15 protein-coding genes and 1 pseudogene are annotated in these 16,102 nt (G+C 70.3%); 9 read left to right on the forward strand and 7 right to left on the reverse strand.

What is annotated here, in order from left to right; genetic code table 11:
* Window positions 1-11: 11 nt before the first annotated feature.
* Together A5692_RS10885 and A5692_RS10890 are read right to left on the reverse strand one after the other, a co-directional pair.
* Window positions 12-746: a pirin-like bicupin family protein gene (locus tag A5692_RS10885; RefSeq protein WP_068055621.1), complete on the reverse strand. Its 735-nt coding sequence runs from the start codon at window positions 744-746 to the stop codon at window positions 12-14.
* Window positions 747-767: 21 nt separating this feature from the next.
* Window positions 768-1,592, reverse strand: a complete 825-nt coding sequence (locus A5692_RS10890) for a MarR family transcriptional regulator (RefSeq protein WP_068055662.1) — start codon at window positions 1,590-1,592, stop codon at window positions 768-770.
* A 108-nt stretch (window positions 1,593-1,700) separates the two neighbouring features.
* On the opposite strand from A5692_RS10890, the gene A5692_RS10895 reads away from it, so the two are divergent.
* Complete coding sequence (locus tag A5692_RS10895; RefSeq protein ID WP_082962575.1) at window positions 1,701-2,843, forward strand: dihydrodipicolinate reductase; 1,143 nt, start codon at window positions 1,701-1,703, stop codon at window positions 2,841-2,843.
* On the opposite strand, the gene A5692_RS10900 is transcribed toward A5692_RS10895, so the two are convergent.
* The gene (locus tag A5692_RS10900; protein WP_068055627.1) at window positions 2,840-4,249 is read right to left on the reverse strand and encodes an alpha/beta hydrolase domain-containing protein; all 1,410 of its coding nucleotides are present in this window, start codon (window positions 4,247-4,249) and stop codon (window positions 2,840-2,842) included. The genes A5692_RS10895 and A5692_RS10900 overlap by 4 nt on opposite strands.
* Window positions 4,246-5,376, reverse strand: a pseudogene (locus A5692_RS10905) (sigma-70 family RNA polymerase sigma factor). Before A5692_RS10905 ends, A5692_RS10900 begins: the two are co-directional and overlap by 4 nt.
* Between A5692_RS10905 and A5692_RS10910 the strand changes: the two are divergent.
* Genes A5692_RS10910 through A5692_RS10925 form a run of 4 tightly spaced genes read left to right on the forward strand, consistent with a single transcriptional unit; the run spans window position 5,369 to window position 9,585 of the window.
* Entirely contained in the window at window positions 5,369-6,163 is a 795-nt protein-coding gene (locus tag A5692_RS10910) for a lysophospholipase (RefSeq protein ID WP_369830286.1), read from the forward strand. The pseudogene A5692_RS10905 and the gene A5692_RS10910 sit on opposite strands and share 8 nt — an antisense overlap.
* Window positions 6,164-6,200: 37 nt before the next feature.
* The gene (locus A5692_RS10915) at window positions 6,201-6,950 is read left to right on the forward strand and encodes a DUF2786 domain-containing protein (protein ID WP_068055636.1); all 750 of its coding nucleotides are present in this window, start codon (window positions 6,201-6,203) and stop codon (window positions 6,948-6,950) included.
* Window positions 6,947-7,459: a TIGR04338 family metallohydrolase gene (locus tag A5692_RS10920; protein WP_068055639.1), complete on the forward strand. Its 513-nt coding sequence runs from the start codon at window positions 6,947-6,949 to the stop codon at window positions 7,457-7,459. The genes A5692_RS10915 and A5692_RS10920 overlap by 4 nt, the downstream gene beginning before the upstream one ends.
* On the forward strand, window positions 7,456-9,585 hold the full coding sequence (locus tag A5692_RS10925; RefSeq protein ID WP_197514421.1) for a beta-glucosidase: 2,130 nt from the start codon (window positions 7,456-7,458) through the stop codon (window positions 9,583-9,585). Before A5692_RS10920 ends, A5692_RS10925 begins: the two co-directional genes overlap by 4 nt.
* A 139-nt stretch (window positions 9,586-9,724) precedes the next feature.
* Here the strand turns inward: A5692_RS10925 and mymT are convergent, their stop codons facing one another.
* A complete protein-coding gene (gene mymT, locus A5692_RS28190; RefSeq protein ID WP_073877879.1) occupies window positions 9,725-9,871 on the reverse strand; it encodes a metallothionein MymT in 147 nt (48 codons plus the stop codon).
* A gap of 146 nt (window positions 9,872-10,017) precedes the next feature.
* Between mymT and A5692_RS10930 the strand changes: the two genes are divergently transcribed.
* Window positions 10,018-10,674, forward strand: coding sequence for an O-methyltransferase (locus A5692_RS10930; RefSeq protein ID WP_068055642.1), 657 nt, complete (start codon window positions 10,018-10,020; stop codon window positions 10,672-10,674).
* Here A5692_RS10930 and A5692_RS10935 read toward each other — a convergent pair.
* Window positions 10,671-11,654, reverse strand: coding sequence for a nitronate monooxygenase (locus A5692_RS10935; RefSeq protein WP_068055645.1), 984 nt, complete (start codon window positions 11,652-11,654; stop codon window positions 10,671-10,673). The two genes, A5692_RS10930 and A5692_RS10935, sit on opposite strands and share 4 nt — an antisense overlap.
* Before the next feature lie 159 nt (window positions 11,655-11,813).
* On the opposite strand from A5692_RS10935, the gene A5692_RS10940 reads away from it, so the two are divergent.
* Window positions 11,814-12,254 (forward strand): SPW repeat protein, encoded by a 441-nt coding sequence (locus tag A5692_RS10940; protein WP_068055648.1) that lies wholly within the window; start codon window positions 11,814-11,816, stop codon window positions 12,252-12,254.
* 34 nt (window positions 12,255-12,288) lie between these two features.
* Here the strand turns inward: A5692_RS10940 and ilvD are convergent, their stop codons facing one another.
* Window positions 12,289-14,004 carry a dihydroxy-acid dehydratase gene (gene ilvD, locus A5692_RS10945; protein ID WP_068055668.1) on the reverse strand — a complete coding sequence of 572 codons (1,716 nt, stop codon included), beginning with the start codon at window positions 14,002-14,004 and terminating at the stop codon, window positions 12,289-12,291.
* A gap of 138 nt (window positions 14,005-14,142) precedes the next feature.
* Here ilvD and A5692_RS10950 point away from each other — a divergent pair, with 138 nt between their 5' ends.
* Both A5692_RS10950 and A5692_RS10955 read left to right on the forward strand, forming a co-directional pair.
* A complete protein-coding gene (locus A5692_RS10950; RefSeq protein ID WP_067925010.1) occupies window positions 14,143-14,433 on the forward strand; it encodes a metal-sensitive transcriptional regulator in 291 nt (96 codons plus the stop codon).
* Window positions 14,434-14,567: 134 nt separating this feature from the next.
* Window positions 14,568-15,800: an MFS transporter gene (locus A5692_RS10955; RefSeq protein ID WP_068055672.1), complete on the forward strand. Its 1,233-nt coding sequence runs from the start codon at window positions 14,568-14,570 to the stop codon at window positions 15,798-15,800.
* Window positions 15,801-16,102: the final 302 nt, after the last annotated feature.

Here is a 16,102-nt window from a genome sequence, read left to right on the forward strand (position 1 = left end):
TCACGCCCACTCTATGGGCTCGGGGCGCCCAGCTCCGCGTGCATCTCCCAGACCAGCAGCTCCGACGGTTCGATCGCGGTGACAAGCCGGCCGCCGGAGTCGGTGAACCGGACGGCGTCACCCTCCCGCAGTTCGCCGACGCCTTCGCACGTGGCCGCGCCGCGCGCGACGAACAGGTGCAGGTAGGGCGCGTGCGGAAGGGTCGCCGCGGCGCCGGCGGGTAACCGCGTGGCGTGCAGCGCGGCGTTGCGGTTGTGCAGGGCGATGGCTCCGGGCCGGCCGGGGATGCCCGAGGCGATCGTCACCAGTGCGCCCTCCAGGGCGTCCGCCCCGATCTCGTGGTGTTCATAGGCCGGGGTGATGCCGGCCTGGTCGGGTACCACCCACATCTGCACGAAATGTACTGGCTCCGTGGTTGACTCGTTCTTCTCCGAATGCAGGATTCCGCTGCCCGCCGACATGCGCTGGGCCAGGCCGGGATAGATCACGCCGCGATTACCGATGGAGTCCTCATGCGCCAGTTGGCCCCGCAGGACCCAGGTCACGATCTCCATGTCCCGGTGCGGATGCGTGCCGAATCCGGTTCCGGGCGCGACGATGTCGTCGTTGTTGACCAGCAGCAGCCCGTGATGGGTGTTGTCCGGATCGTAGTGATCGCCGAACGAGAACGAGTGCCGGGAGGTCAGCCACGGTGTCGTGGTGACGGCCCGCTCGGCCGCGCGCCGAACGTGCGCGTGGGCAGACATGTGCTCACTGTAATCGGGTCATCAGGCCACTGTCGCGGCGAGCAGCCCCTGGGCGTGCCGCAATGCGGCGTCGAGTTCGGGCAGGGCCAGTCCGGTGGAGCGGCCCAGGTGGATCTCGATCTGGTACTCCGGCTGGCCATCGTGGGCGAAGATCGGCAACACCACGAATTCAGCTGCAGCCAAGTAGGTTTCGAGCACATCGGTGACCGACTGCAGCGTCACCATGGTCATCAGCGTGGTGAGCTGGCGGGTGACCTGGGCCGTCGGCTCCAGCGAGGCGAGCAGGTCGGTCAGCCGGTGGTGCAATGACTGGTGGGTGTCGTCGAACCGCCACGCGCCGTACCCGCGGGCCCGGATGTCGGCGAGCACCCGCTGGTGTTCCGCGATCTCCGTCCGGGTCAGCCGTGGCGTCACCCGGTGCAGCCAGGCGTTGACGCATTCGTCGTCGCGCCAGGCCATTGCGACCAGGCCGAACGGCGGATCGATGGGGAAGCGCTGACCGACGGCCTGCCCGCCGTCGGTGCCGTGACCGACCGCGTCCACGGTGGTCAGGTGCCGCCCGCCGATTTTCGACATCGAGCAGCCCGCGCCGAGCGTCTCGTGCAGGAATCGCAGCGCTTCGCGACCGCGGTCGAGCAGCGGGAACTGCAGGCGCAGCCCGTGCACCAGGCCGAACAGGCCACTGCCCAGGACGTAGCGGCGATCTTCGCGGCGCGCCACCCAGGCGCGGCCCTCCAGTTCGGCGAGGACAAGGGCGCAGGTGGAGGTGCTGATCGCGCAGCGCTTGGCCGCCTCGGCGGATGTCAGCCCGGCAGGCGAATCCGCAAGAGCGGCAAGCACATCCATCACCCGCGCGGTCGGCGGTGATTTGGCGGTTGACGTGCTGATGTCCACCTCCCTACGATCCGTCCAAAATGCAAGGATAACCGTCCTAATATTAGGAGACGATCCGTCGTGATCAAGGTGGGAGTGTGGGGGCCGGGTTCCATGGGAGTGATCGCCTTACGCGGCGTGATCGACCACCCGGAGTTGGAGCTGGTCGACCTCGTCGTGCACAGCGACACCAAGGCGGGCCGCGACGCCGGGGAGCTCTGCGGAACAGCGCCGGTCGGGGTGGTTGCCACCCAGGATCAGGCGGCGCTGCTCGCCGGCGACGCCGACGCGGTGGTGTATGCCGCCGGTGCCAACCTGCGGCCCCTGGAGGCGGTCGCGGACATGGTCTCGATCCTGCGGGCCGGAAAGAACGTGGTGTCGTGTTCGGTGGTGCCGCTGGTGTTTCCGGACGGCTTGGGTCCGGCGGGCGCGGTGTTCACCGATCCGCTGCGGCGGGCCGCGCTGGACGGCCGGGTGTCGTTCTTCACCACCGGCATCGACTCGGGTTTCGCCAATGACGTTCTGCCGCTGGTGCTCACCGGCGTCGCGCGGACCATCGACTCGGTGCGGGTGACCGAGATGTTCAACTACGCCACCTACCCGGACCGGGCCGCCGTGTACGAGATCCTCGGGTTCGGCCAGCCGCCGGAATACCAGGCGTTCGCCGCCCAGCCCGGAATGTTCACCTTCGGCTGGGGCCCTGTCTTACATCAGCTCGCGGCCGGCCTGGGTGTCACGATCGACGACATCGAGGAGAGCAACGAACGCATTCCCGCCACCGAGGCGTTCGACACCCCCACCGGCCACATCGCCGCCGGCACGATCGCGGCCATGCGCTCCACGCTGACCGGATACGTGGGCGGCAAGCCGACTTTCGTCCTCGACCACGTGACCCGGATGCGCGACGACATCGCCCCGAACTGGCCGCAGCCCCACATTTCGATCCCGCCGAAGGACCTCGGCTACGGGCAGGCCACCGGCCGCGGCCTCTACCGGGTGGAGATCGAGGGATCGCCGACCATGCGCTGCGAATTCGAGATGGCCGAAGACCACGACCACGACCTGGGTGCGCGCATTGCGGGGGCGTCGCGGATGGTCAACGCCATCCCGGCGGTGTGCGCGGCCCCGCCCGGGCTGCTCTCGGCGCTGGACCTCCCGCTGGTCACCGGGGCCGGGTTGGTCCGCCCGGTGCCGGGGCCGCCGCCGGACAGCCGGCTGTTCTAAGGCCGGTCGCCGGGATAGGCCGCGGCGGCCAGTTCGAGGATCTCGGCGCGGTCGGCCGCCAGGATGAAGCCCGATCGGATCGACGCGTCGAGCGCGGCGGCGAACCGTTCCAGGTACTCGGGGACGCCGCCCGGGTAGAGCCGGCGCAATGTGTCGGCGTCGAAGAGTTCGCCGGAGCCGAACAACGCGGCCATGACGCCCTCGTCGCCGCCGAGTCCCGAGGTTCGCGCGACCGGTACGTCCACCCACGGCGTTCTGACGCCGCCCTGCGCCAGGCCGTGGGCGTCCGGGACGGGTTGCGGCCCAAAGGCGTCGCGCACCCGCATGGGCGCCGCACCGGGCGCGGGCGGGCCACCGCACACCCACGCGTTCAGCGCGGCGAGCGCCGCCTGCACCACGTAGTGGTGTTGCGGGGCGAAGTTGATGTGATGCGAAAGGTGCTGGCCCATCAGCGTGTTCGTGGGCGCGTATGCGGCGACGATGTCCGCGAGCGGTGCCGAGCCGCTGTCGATGGGTGCCACCTGGATGGTGTAGTTGTCGGCGTGCGCGGCCCCGGGAATCTCCCAGACCCGCAGCCATGGGTTGTCGGGCTGCCGCGCGAAGTAGTAGCCCTCCCGGGCGCCACCGAAGAGGTCGGTCTCGGTGATGAGCGTCAGCACCGGCACCCGCAGGTCCGAGCGGAACGCGACGGCCTGCGGTGCGCCGGCGTCGTCGAAGATGGACGCCCCGTCGAGCTGGGCCGCGGGGCCGAATCGGGAATGCACCAAAAACCCGTCGTACGTCTCGGCCAGCGGGTCGACGGCGTTGACGTAGGTGGTCAGGAACATCGCCGACTGCGACTCGCCCAGCGCGATCACGCGTTGGGCGCGCAGCTCACCCAAAACGCCGGTTTCCCCGGCGGTTTGGACGAGTCCGCCGGCCTGGGAGAAGATGTCGTAGGCGAAGGCGTCGCCGGGGTGGTGCAGCGGCGCGTAGCGGGCCGGGTCCTGGCTTTTCAGCGACATGTCCACGCCGAGCAGGCTCGCGCCGCCGTCGACGCCCACCTTCTGCGCCGAGACCGCGAGGTACGCGTAACCCGCGCGCACGATTTCCCGGTGCCCCATCATCCACACCGCGGGCGCGTCGATGCCGCCGCTCACGTTGAGCCACTCCACCAGTGCCGTGCCGTTGAACCGCGCCGGATCCGTCGGCGTCAGCGCCACCACACGGGTGGTGTAATCCGCTGTGCCCGAGGGGGACACGTTCCACCGCCCGTCGGGCCCGAGCCGGACCGTGGGCGCGTAGGACGTGGCCGTCCCGGACAGGAAGAACTCCCTCGCCGAATAGCCCACGTCGGCGAGGGCGTAAGAGCCCAACAACAGGCGCGGCCGCCCGGGCGCGGGTGTGATCTCGGGCGAATCCGTCACAGCGAACCGGGCAGCCCGAACTTCGCGAACAACGCCTCGTCGAGGAACGCCACCACGTGCGACACCCGGTCACCCCGCACGTCGAGCACGTGCAACTGGAAGGGCACGTGGATTTCGCCGGCACGCATGTACATGGCGGCGCCGGGCTGGCCGTTGGCGACCAGCGGCAGCAGCCGCATGTCGCCGGGGGACTCGGCGGGGCATTGCTGGTGAATGAGCGTGATGATGTCCCCCGCGCCGCGGTACCAGCCGGCGTACGGCGGCATCTCCCAGATCGCCTCGGCGGTGAACAGCTCCACCAGGCCGTCGATGTCGTAGGTCTCGAAGGCGGCGATGTAGCGGGCCAACAGGTCCTGTGTTTCCGGGGAATCCGGCGCCGCCAACCGATCGCCGGAGCTGGGCCCGACCGCGCCCAGCTGGGATCGGGCCCGCTGCAGCAGGCTATTGACAGCGGTCGTCGTGGTGCCGACCGCCTCGGCGACTTCGGCCGCCCTCCACTGCAGCACTTCGCGCAGCAACAGCACAGCCCGCTGCCGGGGTGAAAGGTGTTGCAGCGCAGCGACGAAAGCCAACCGCACCGACTCGCGGGACCCGACGATGACCGACGGGTCGGCCGGGTCGTTGGCCAGGTCCGGCAGCGGCTCCAGCCAGGGCACCTCGCGGCGCTCGTGGAGCTCGGCGGTCGGGTCGGAGCTGGGTGCGCCCAGGCCGGTCGGCAGCGGCCGGCGTTGCCGCCCCTCCAGCGCGGTCAGGCAGGTGTTGGTGGCGATGCGATGCAGCCACGTCCGCATCGAGGACTTGCCTTCGAAGCGGTCGTAGGCCTTCCACGCCCGCAGCAACGTCTCCTGAACCAGATCCTCCGCGTCGTGCAACGACCCGGTCATCCGGTAACAGTGCGCCAGCAGCTCACGACGGTACGGCTCGGCGTGTGCCGAGAAATCCCCGCCCGCCGCGGGGACGAGTTCTGAGTCGGCGGCGTTTTGCGCAAGCAGCCCCACAATGGGAGAGCCTACGACAGTGTCTGGCGGGGCGACCTGCGCCGGGAGCCATTACGCTGCCCCTAATGACTAGGACTGTGCGGTGAACCGCGACGAACGGAACTTCGACGGATTCGGCGGCGTGCGCATCGTTTACGACGTCTGGACTCCCGACACGGCGCCGCGGGCGGTGGTCGTCCTCTCCCACGGCCTCGGCGAGTATGCCCGCCGCTATGACCACGTCGCACGGTGTTTCGGTGCGGCGAGCCTGGTCACTTACGCGCTGGATCACCGTGGGCACGGCCGCTCGGGCGGCAAGCGGGTGCTGGTGCGGGACATCTCCGAGTACACCGCTGACTTCGACAGCCTCGTCCGCATCGCCACCCGCGAGCATCCGGGCCTGAAGTGCGTCGTGCTCGGGCACAGCATGGGTGGCGCCATCGTGTTCGCCTACGGCGTCGAGCGCCCCGACAACTACGACCTGATGGTGCTTTCGGGGCCTGCCGTGGCGGCCCAGGATCAGGTGTCGCCGCTGATGGTCCTGGCCGCCCGGGTGCTCGGCGCGGTGGTGCCCGGGCTGCCGGTGCAGGAACTGGACGTCGACGCCATTTCCCGGGACCCCGAGGTGGTGGCGTCCTACAAGAGCGACCCGCTGGTCTACCACGGCAAGGTCCCGGCCGGCATCGGCCGGGTCCTGTTCCAGGTCGGCGAGACCATGCCGCAGCGCGCGCCGGCGCTGACCGCGCCGCTGCTGGTGGTGCACGGCTCCGAGGACCGCCTGATCCCCGTCGCGGGCAGCCGGCGCCTGGTCGAGTGCGTGGGGTCGACGGACGTCGAACTGAAGGTCTACCCGGGCCTTTACCACGAGGTCTTCAACGAGCCGGAGCGCGAGCAGGTGCTGGACGACGTCGTCTCGTGGATCACCGCGCGGCTCTGAGGCGAAGCTGTCGTAAGGCTTGAGTAGTTTGGCGCACATGACGGACGACAAAATGCTGGCCCGCATCGCCGCACTGTTGCGTCAGGCCGAGGGCACGGACAACCCGCACGAGGCGGACGCCTTCATGAGCGCCGCGCAGCGGCTGGCCACGGCGTCCTCCATCGACCTGGCGGTGGCGCGGTCCCATGCGGCCACCCGCTCGCCGGCCCAGGCCCCGACGCAGCGCACCATCACCATCGGAAACGCGGGCACCAAGGGCCTGCGCACGTATGTGCAGCTGTTCGTTCTGATCGCTCGTGCGAACGACGTGCGCTGCGACGTGGCGTCCAACTCGACGTTCGTGTACGCCTATGGGTTTGCCGAGGACATCGACGCCACCCACGCGCTGTACGCCAGCCTGGTCGTCCAGATGGTGCGGGCGTCGGACGTCTACCTCGCGTCGGGCGCGCACCGGCCCACACCGACCATCACCGCGCGGCTGAACTTTCAGCTGGCCTTTGGGGCACGCGTGGGCCAGCGGCTGGCGGAGGCCCGCGACGAGGCCCGGCGTGAGGCCGCCAAGGATCGCAGGCGCCCACCCGGTACCGCTATTGCGTTGCGGGACAAGGATGTCGAGCTGCACGACTATTACCGGGGCGCTTCGAAGGCGCGCGGCACCTATCAGGTCACTCGGGCGACGGCGGGCTACTCCTCGGCGGCGCGGCGCGCGGGTGACCGTGCGGGCCGACGGGCGCGGCTGGGCAACAGCCCCGAACTGCCCGGCGCGCGCACCCCGCTGGGCCGGTGAGCCCGGGGCCGTCGGCCACGCGGGACTCCCAGCGAGCGAAGGTGTACGCGGCCGAGGAGTTCGTCCGGATGCTGTTCGACCGTGCCGCCGAGCACGGGTCGCGCGCCGTGGACTTCTTCGGAGCGCAGCTCACCCTGCCGCCGGAGGCGCGATTCGGCTCCGTTTCGGCCGTGCAGCGCTATGTTGACGACGTGCTCGCGTTGCCGGCGGTGCGCCGGCGGTGGCCCTCGGTCCCGCCGCTGCGGGTACGACCACGGCGGGCCGCGACGGCGGCCCATTACGAATACCGCGACGGCGCAGGCGTAATCGCGGTGCCCGACCGCGACACCGCCGACTGGGCGCTGCGCGAGCTGGTGGTGCTCCACGAAGTCGCGCACCATCTGTGCCGGGCCGAGCCGCCGCACGGGCCGGAGTTCGTCGCGACCTTCGGCGAGCTGGCGGAGCTGGTGATGGGCCCCGAGCTCGGGCACGTGCTGCGCGTGGTCTACGGCAAAGAGGGTGTGCGGTGAGCTCGTTCGGCGACGACGCCGACGCCCGGGCGCGCGACGTCGAAGCCCGGCTGACCGACGACGAGCGATTCGCGCTGCTGGTCGGTGTGATGGGCGCGGGGGAGATGTGGCCGGTGCGCGACGGCCGCATCCCGCCGGACGTCCCGATGAGCGCGGGCTACGTCCCCGGCGTGCCCCGGCTCGGCGTCCCCGCGTTGCTGATGAGCGACGCCGGCCTCGGCGTGACCAACCCCGGCTACCGACCGGGCGACACCGCGACCGCGCTGCCCGCCGGGCTGGCGCTGGCCGCCAGCTTCGACCCGTCCCTCGCGCGCGCCGCGGGCGAGCTGATCGGCCGGGAGGCCCGCAGCCGCGGGTTCAACGTGCAGCTCGCCGGCGCCATGAACCTCGTGCGCGACCCGCGCAACGGGCGCAACTTCGAATACCTGTCCGAGGACCCGCTTTTGACCGCGACGATGGCCGCGGAATCGGTCGACGGGATCCAGCGACAGCAGGTCATCTCGACGGTCAAGCACTACTCCCTGAACTGCAACGAGACCAACCGGCACTTCTTGGACGCGGTCATCGATCCCGGTGCCCATCGCGAATCCGACCTGCTGGCCTTCGAACTGGCCATCGAGCGTTCGCGGCCGGGCGCCGTGATGACCGCCTACAACAAAGTCAACGGCACCTATGCCGCCGCCAACGACGTGCTGGTCAAACAGGTGCTCAAGGGCGCCTGGGGGTACCGCGGCTGGGTGATGTCCGACTGGGGGGCCACGCCGTCCTGGGAATGCGCGCTGGGCGGGCTCGACCAAGAATGCGGGGCGCAACTCGACGCGCTGCTGTGGCAGGCCGAGGCATTCGGTGCGCCCCTGCGTGCCGCCCATGCCGACGGCCGGCTGACCGGCGAACGGCTCTCGGACATGGTCCGGCGGATTCTGCGATCGATGTTCGCGGTCGGCGTCGACCGGGCCGAAGCCGCGCCCGCACCGGACCCGGCCGCGCATCACGAGATCGCGTTGCGGATCGCCCGGCAGGGGATCGTGCTGTTGACCAACCGCGGGCTGCTGCCCTTGGCGCCGGACTCGGCTGCCCGGATCGCCGTCATCGGCGGATATGCACACGTCGGGGTGCCTGCCGGCTACGGGTCGAGTGCCGTCGTCCCGCCGGGCGGCTTCGCGGCCGTGATACCGATCGGCGGCTCGGGATTGGAGGCCGGCCTGCGTAAGCTGCACCTGCTGCCGTCAAGCCCGCTGGACGAGCTGCGCAAGCAATTCCCGCACGCCCGAATCGATTTCGATCCCGGTATCAACCCGGCGGAGGCGGCGCTGGCGGCGCGCAACGCCGACATCGCGCTCGTGTTCGCCGTCCGCGCCGAAGGGGAGGGGTTCGACATTCCCGACCTGACGCTGCCGTGGGGACAGGACGCATTGATCACCGCCGTGGCCGCCGCCAACCCCAACACCGTGGTGGTGCTCGAGACCGGCAACCCGGTGACCATGCCCTGGCGGGACTCGGTGCAGGCGATTGTCCAAGCCTGGTATCCGGGGCAGGCCGGCGGCCGGGCGATCGCGGAAATCCTTGCCGGCCAGGCCAACCCGTCGGGCCGGTTGCCGATTACGTTTCCGGTGGACCTGGGACAGACGCCGCGCCCCGAGCTGCCGGGGGTGGGCGCCGAATGGGGAGAGCCGACCACGATCGACTACGCCGAGGGATCGGACGTGGGCTACCGCTGGTTCGCCGCCACCGGCGAGGCCCCGATGTTCGCGTTCGGTCACGGGTTGTCGTACACCGACTTCGACTACCGCGAGCTGGTGGTGGCCGGCGGGAACACGCTCACCGCCAGTTTCACCGTCGTCAACATCGGTGAACGCGCGGGCGCCGACGTCCCGCAGCTCTACCTGACCGCGGCGCCGGGCGGGCGATGCCTGCGGCTGCTGGGGTTCGAGCGGGTCGAGCTCGAGCCGGGCGCCGCCCGCCGGGTCACCATCGAGGCGGACCCGCGCCTGGTTGCGCGCTACGACCGCGGCGTGGGTGGCTGGCGCATCACCGCGGGCGCTCACCGGGTGGCGGTGAGCGCTTCGGCGGTCACCCCGCGGCTGGAGGCGACGGCCGAGCTCGCCGGCCGTACGTTCGGGCGCTGATCCGCGGCCGCCGTTGAGTGTGCGTGCAGGGCTTTGGTTGTGCGCTCAGGGTGGGGTTCCCCGGCGTGTCGCCACCCCGGACGCACACTCGACGCTCAAGCGGAAGGATCCGCGCCCGAACGGACGACCGGCGCGCGGACTACTTGACCGGCGTCAGCTCGTCGCCGCAGGTGCAGCGGTACGGCTCACCCGAACCGGAGCAGTGGCAGGGGACCTCGATGCGAACGCGACACCCGCAGCCCTCGTGGCCACAGGTCAGCTCGGTGCCTGCTTCGTAATTTGCCATTTCACTCACCTTTTCCTTGTCGTGGACTTCTGCGGCTGTAATCGACCACGCCGCTCACTATATACCCCCCATGGGTATCGGGTAAATGGTCGTGACCGCTCCGATACCGATCGATCCGCTGGCTCCCGCCCGGCTAGCGTTGTCGCATGACCCAGAAACCAACCCCCCAAGACGTCGACGACTTCCTCAACGACACCGTGGTCGGCGACGACCCGGCCCTGAGCGCGGCGGTGCAGGTCAGCGACGCGGCCGGCCTGCCGCAGATCGCCGTGTCGGCCCAGCAGGGCAAGTTTCTGAGCCTGTTGGCCGGTGCCATCCAGGCGCACCGCATCCTCGAGATCGGCACGCTGGGCGGCTACAGCACCATCTGGCTGGCCCGCGGCGCCGGCCCGCAGGGCCGGGTGGTGACCCTGGAATACGAGCCCAGGCACGCCGAGGTTGCCCGCGCCAACCTGCACCGGGCGGGCCTCGCCGAGCGGGTGGACGTGATCGTCGGTGCCGCCCTGGACACGTTGCCGACGCTGGACGGCGCCCCCTTCGACTTGGTGTTCATCGACGCCGACAAGGAGAACTACGTCGCGTACCTGGACTGGGCGGTCCGGCTGGCCCGCCCCGGCGCACTCATCGTGGCCGACAACGTGATTCGGGAGGGCCAGATCCTCGAGCCGCAACGCAACGCCCAGGCGGACGCGGTGCGCCAGACGTTGCAGCTGATGGGTGAGCACCCGCGGCTGGACACGGCGGTGATCCAGACGGTCGGAGCCAAGCGCTGGGACGGCTTCGCGCTGGCGTTGGTGCGCTAACGCGGGCTGAGCTCGGCGACCGCCTGTGCGGCGGAGGTGAGTTCGCCGATGCGAAGCGCGGTGTCACCGGCGTACAGCGCCGAACGGTCCACCCATGCATCCGGCATCGTGGCGAGCGGCGCGAGCGGCGTGAGCAATGGCCGGGTCGGCGACTGCAGGCGCATCAAGGCGCCGGCGTCGAAGTAGCCCAGCGCGGTCAGGGGGCGGCTGGCCGAGTTGATGGCCGCCGGTAAGGCCTTCGCCCAGCCGTCGTCGCGGCACCAGCGTCGCGTTGCGGCGTTGGGCACGACGCGATGACGCAGCGGCCAGCTCAGGCCGAAAAGGTTGGTCTCGATTGTCTTGTCCGCGTCGGCCACCCGCCGCTGGTATTCCCGGTTGGCGTTGGCCTCGTGCGTCATGAGGAACCGCGTACCCGCGACCACCCCACCCGCGCCCGCGGCCAGGGCGGCCGCGGTGTCGGCGCGGGTGGCGATGCCGCCGGCGAGAAGGACGGGGCGGCGGCCGGCCACCGCGAGCGCCCGTGGCAGAAACTGCAATGCCGGCATGGTCCCGACGAGGTGGCCACCGGCCTCGCGGCCCTGAGCGATCAAACCGTCAGCGCCCCAACCGATCGCGGCGCTCGCCTGCGCCGCGGTGCCGACCATCACGAACACGAAGATGCCGGCATCGCGAAGGTGCGCGACGAGCCCCCGCTTTTCGCCGAACGCCAGCACGACCACGTCGACGCCGGTCTTGACACAGACCGCAACGTGCGCGCGGTGAACGAAGGGCATCAATAGGTTCACCGCGACCGCGCGGCCGGGGGCCTGTTCGCGGACCTCGTCGATGGCCGCGCGCAACTGGCGAGGCGTGGCCAGGCCCAGGGTGCCCAGGCCGCCCGCCTCGGCGACCGCGGCCGCCAGCGCCGCACCCGCCAGCCCACCGCCCATACCGGCCTGCGCCACCGGAACGTCAAGCCGCAGGCGGTCGGCGATGTCCATGACTCACGACGTTACGCGGCCGGTCAATTCCGCCTGGTCGGCCGGCTGCGGCCGGCGCGGATTTCGTTGCTGGCGAGCGGTGGCCGGGCGTAATCTTGACGGCAGATGGATGGGTGCAGCCGGCTCAAAAGGCTTGCTGCATAACAGAAAGGTCACAAAATGAGTACAGTCCATTCATCAATCGATTACCACCCGGATTTGTTGGCTCTGCGGGCGAGCTACGACCGCGCCGCCGAGTCGATGAGTGCGCACGTCACCTTCGGGCTGGCGCTGCTGACGGGCCTGTACGTGGCTGCGTCACCGTGGATGGTGGGCTTCGGCGCGACGGCATCGCTGGCCACGTCGGACCTGATCGTCGGGATCGCGGCCGCGTTCCTGGCGTACGGGTTCGCAACGGCCCTCGACCGCGCGCACGGCCTGACCTGGACGATGCCGGTGCTCGGTGTGTGGGCCATCGTCTCGCCGTGGATCCTGCGGGACGTCGCGCTGACCGCCGGCATGTTGTGGTCGAACGTCGTCGCAGGTGCGTTGCTGACGGTGCTGGGCCTCAACGCCGCCTACTTCGGCAGGCGCACGCGCGCGGCGGCCGCCCACGCATAGCATCCAAACCCGTTGAGCCAGGCGGCGATCGGGGCTATCCGCAGACCGCACCGTTCGCCGCCGTGCTCACCAACTTGACGTACTTGGCCAGTACGCCGGTCTTATAGCGCGCCGGTGGCGGGGTGAAACCCTCTCGCCGGGAATCGAATTCGGCCGGGTCGACCAGCACGTCGAGCACCCGGTTCGCGACGTCCAGGCGGATCGGGTCGCCGTCGCGCAGGAACGCGATCGGCCCGGCGTCGACCGCCTCGGGCGCGATGTGTCCCACGCACAGGCCGGTCGTCCCGCCGGAGAAGCGGCCGTCGGTCAGCAGCAGCACGTCCTTGCCCAGACCGGCGCCCTTGATGGCGCCGGTGATGGCGAGCATCTCGCGCATTCCCGGACCCCCCTTGGGGCCCTCGTAACGGATCACCACGGCGTCGCCCTTGGTGATCGTCCCGTCCTCGAGGGCGTCCAGCGCGGCCCGCTCGCCGTCGAAAACCCTTGCCGTGCCCTCGAACACGTCAGAGTCGAAGCCGGCCGACTTGACCACCGCGCCCTCGGGCGCCAGCGACCCGCGCAGAATCGTGATGCCGCCGGTGGGGTGAATCGGATTGTCCAGCGCCCGCAGCACCTTGCCGTCCGGGTCGGGGGGGTCGATCGCGGCCAGGTTCTCGGCCACGGTTTGTCCCGTCACCGTCAGGCAATCCCCGTGCAGCAGGCCCGCGTCCAGCAGCGCCTTCATCGCCACCGGCACACCGCCGATCTGGTCGACGTGGGACATGACGTGGCGGCCGAACGGTTTGACGTCGGCCAGGTGCGGAACCTTCGACCCGATCCGGCTGAAGTCGTCGAGCGTCAGCGCGACCTCGGCCTCGTGCGCGATCGCCAGCAGGTGCAGCACGGCGTTGGTCGAGCCGCCGAACGCCATCACCACCGCGATCGCGTTCTCGAACGCCTCCTTGGTGAGGATGTCGCGGGCGGTGATGCCGCGCCGCAGCAGTTCGACAACGGCGGCGCCGCTGCGGCGGGCGAACCCGTCGCGGCGGTAGTCGGTGGCCGGGGGCGCCGCGCTGCCGGGCAACGACATGCCCAGCGCCTCCGCGGCGCTGGCCATCGTGTTGGCGGTGTACATGCCGCCGCACGCGCCCTCACTGGGGCAGATCGCGCGCTCGATGGCGTCGACGTCCTCGCGGGGCATCAAGCCGCGCGCGCACGCGCCCACGGCCTCGAACGCGTCGATGATGGTGACCTCGCGCTCGGTCCCGTCGGACAGCTTGGCCCGTCCGGGCAGGATGGACCCCGCGTACAGGAAGACCGCCGCCAGGTCCAGGCGCGCCGCGGCCATCAGCATCCCGGGCAGGGACTTGTCGCAACCGGCCAGCAGCACCGAGCCGTCGAGGCGCTCGGCCTGCATCACGGTCTCGACGCTGTCGGCGATCACCTCGCGCGACACCAGCGAGAAGTGCATGCCCTCATGGCCCATCGAGATGCCGTCGGACACCGAGATGGTGCCGAACTCCAGCGGGAAACCGCCGGCCGCGAAGACGCCCTCCTTGACCGCCTTGGCGAGCCGGTCCAGCGAGAGGTTGCACGGCGTGATCTCGTTCCACGACGACGCGACCCCGATCTGCGGCTTGGCGAAGTCCTCGTCACCCATGCCTACCGCCCGCAACATGCCGCGGGCGGCGGCCTTCTCCAGGCCGTCGGTGACGTCACGACTGCGGGGTTTGATGTCGGTGACTGCGGTCGTATCGCGTGCTGTAGCCATCATGTAAGTATGCGTGACCTGGCCCGACGGCAAATGCGCGGGTCATACCCGGGCGGGGTATAAAGTGGTTGGGTGACGCCGGCCCGGCACGCGCGGCGGGCGCGTATGGGCACGCGTAGGGGCAGAGGTGAAGGACGGATGACGAACGCGCACGGATATTCGCAGCAGAAGGACAACTACGCCAAGCGGCTGCGGCGCATCGAGGGACAGGTGCGCGGCATCGCGCGAATGATCGAGGAAGACAAGTACTGCATCGACGTCCTCACCCAGATCAGCGCCGTCAACAGCGCGCTGCGGTCGGTCGCGCTGAATTTGCTGGACGAGCACCTGAACCACTGCGTCACCCGGGCCGTGGCCGAGGGCGGGGACGACGCCGATGAGAAGCTCGCCGAGGCCTCTGCCGCCATCGCACGCCTCGTTCGTTCCTGATCGGTGACCTAGTTGAGACCCGGGTTGCGGCCCTGATACGGGGGCAGCCGCGGTTGCGGTCCGTACGGTAAGGCAGTGTGATCGCATTAGGCGCGACAACCCAAGAATTGGGTAACCCGGCCGACACCGACGCCATGACTGCCGAAACGAATGCCGCCGCGCGAACGTGGACCCCACGGATCGCGGCTCAGCTCGTGGTGCTGGCCGCCGCGGCCTTCACCTATGTCACCGCCGAGATCCTCCCCGTCGGCGCGCTGCCGGCCATCGCCCGCAACCTGCACGTCAGCCTGGTCGTGGTGGGCACGCTGCTGTCCTGGTACGCCCTGGTGGCCGCCCTGACCACCATCCCGCTGGTGCGCTGGACCGCCCATCTGCCGCGCCGCCGGGTGCTGGTGGCCAGCCTGACCTGCCTGACCGTCTCCCAGCTGATCTCGGCCGTGGCGCCCACCTTCGCGGTGCTGGCCGCCGGCCGGGTGCTCTGCGCGATCACCCACGGCCTGCTGTGGTCGGTCATCGCCCCGATCGCCACCCGCTTAGTGCCGCCCAGCCACGCCGGCCGCGCGACGATGTCGATCTACGTCGGAACCAGCCTCGCCCTGGTGGTCGGAAGCCCGCTGACCGCGGCCATGAGCCTGATGTGGGGCTGGCGCGTGGCGGTGGTGTGCGTGACCGTGGCGGCCGCCGTCGTCACGGTGGCGGCCCGGGTGATGCTGCCGGAGATGGTGCTCACCGAGGACCAGCTCGAGTGCGTCGGCCCGCGGTCGCGGCACCACCGCAACCGCCGGCTGATCATCGTCAGCATCATCACCATGGTCGGCGTGACCGGCCACTTCGTCTCCTACACCTACATCGTGGAGATCATCCGGGAAGTCGTCGGTGTGCGCGGCCCGAACCTGGCGTGGGTGCTGGCCGCCTACGGCGCCGCCGGGGTGCTGGCCGTCGGCCTGGTGGCGCGGCCCCTCGACCGCCGGCCCAAGGGGGCGATCATCGGATGCATGGCCGGTTTGACGGCCGCGTTCGTCGTGCTGACCGCGCTGGCGCTGGGGGGCCGGCCCGCCGCTGCGGCGGCCCTGATCGGGACGACCGCGATCGTGCTCTGGGGAGCGATGGCCACCGCGGTCTCGCCGATGATGCAGTCCGCGGCGATGCGCAGCGGGGCCGACGACCCCGACGGGGCGTCGGGGCTGTACGTGACGGCGTTCCAGGTGGGCATCATGGCGGGCGCGCTGGCGGGCGGCCTGCTCTATGAACGCAACCCCGTCCTCATGCTGGCCGCGTCGGCCGGCTTGATGGCGTTGGCGCTGGTCGGCACGGCGGCCAACCGTCACGCGTTCGACGTTGCGCCGACAAGCTCACGCGATTCATAGCTGGGCAGCTCAACGGCGCAAATGCCGGTATAACAGGTCGCCGCGCGGCGTCGAATTTGTTAGCTGGCGTGCCCCCTGTGCCACACTGTGTCAGGAACTCGAGCGTGGAGGGATGCATATGTCGGGCTGGACGCGAGGGAGGCTTTCTGCCGCCCTGACCGCAGCCGGATTGGCTTCTGTGACGGGGCTGGCGCTGGTGTTGAGCGCGGCTCCGGCGGTGGCGGATCCGGCGGGGCACCGACCGGTGTAAAGTACCGTGCCTGACCAGCTGGCTTTACCTACGTCGCCAGTGCCGTACGGAG

Source organism: Mycobacterium sp. E342, from assembly GCF_001667665.1.
Taxonomy (GTDB): Bacteria; Actinomycetota; Actinomycetes; order Mycobacteriales; family Mycobacteriaceae; genus Mycobacterium.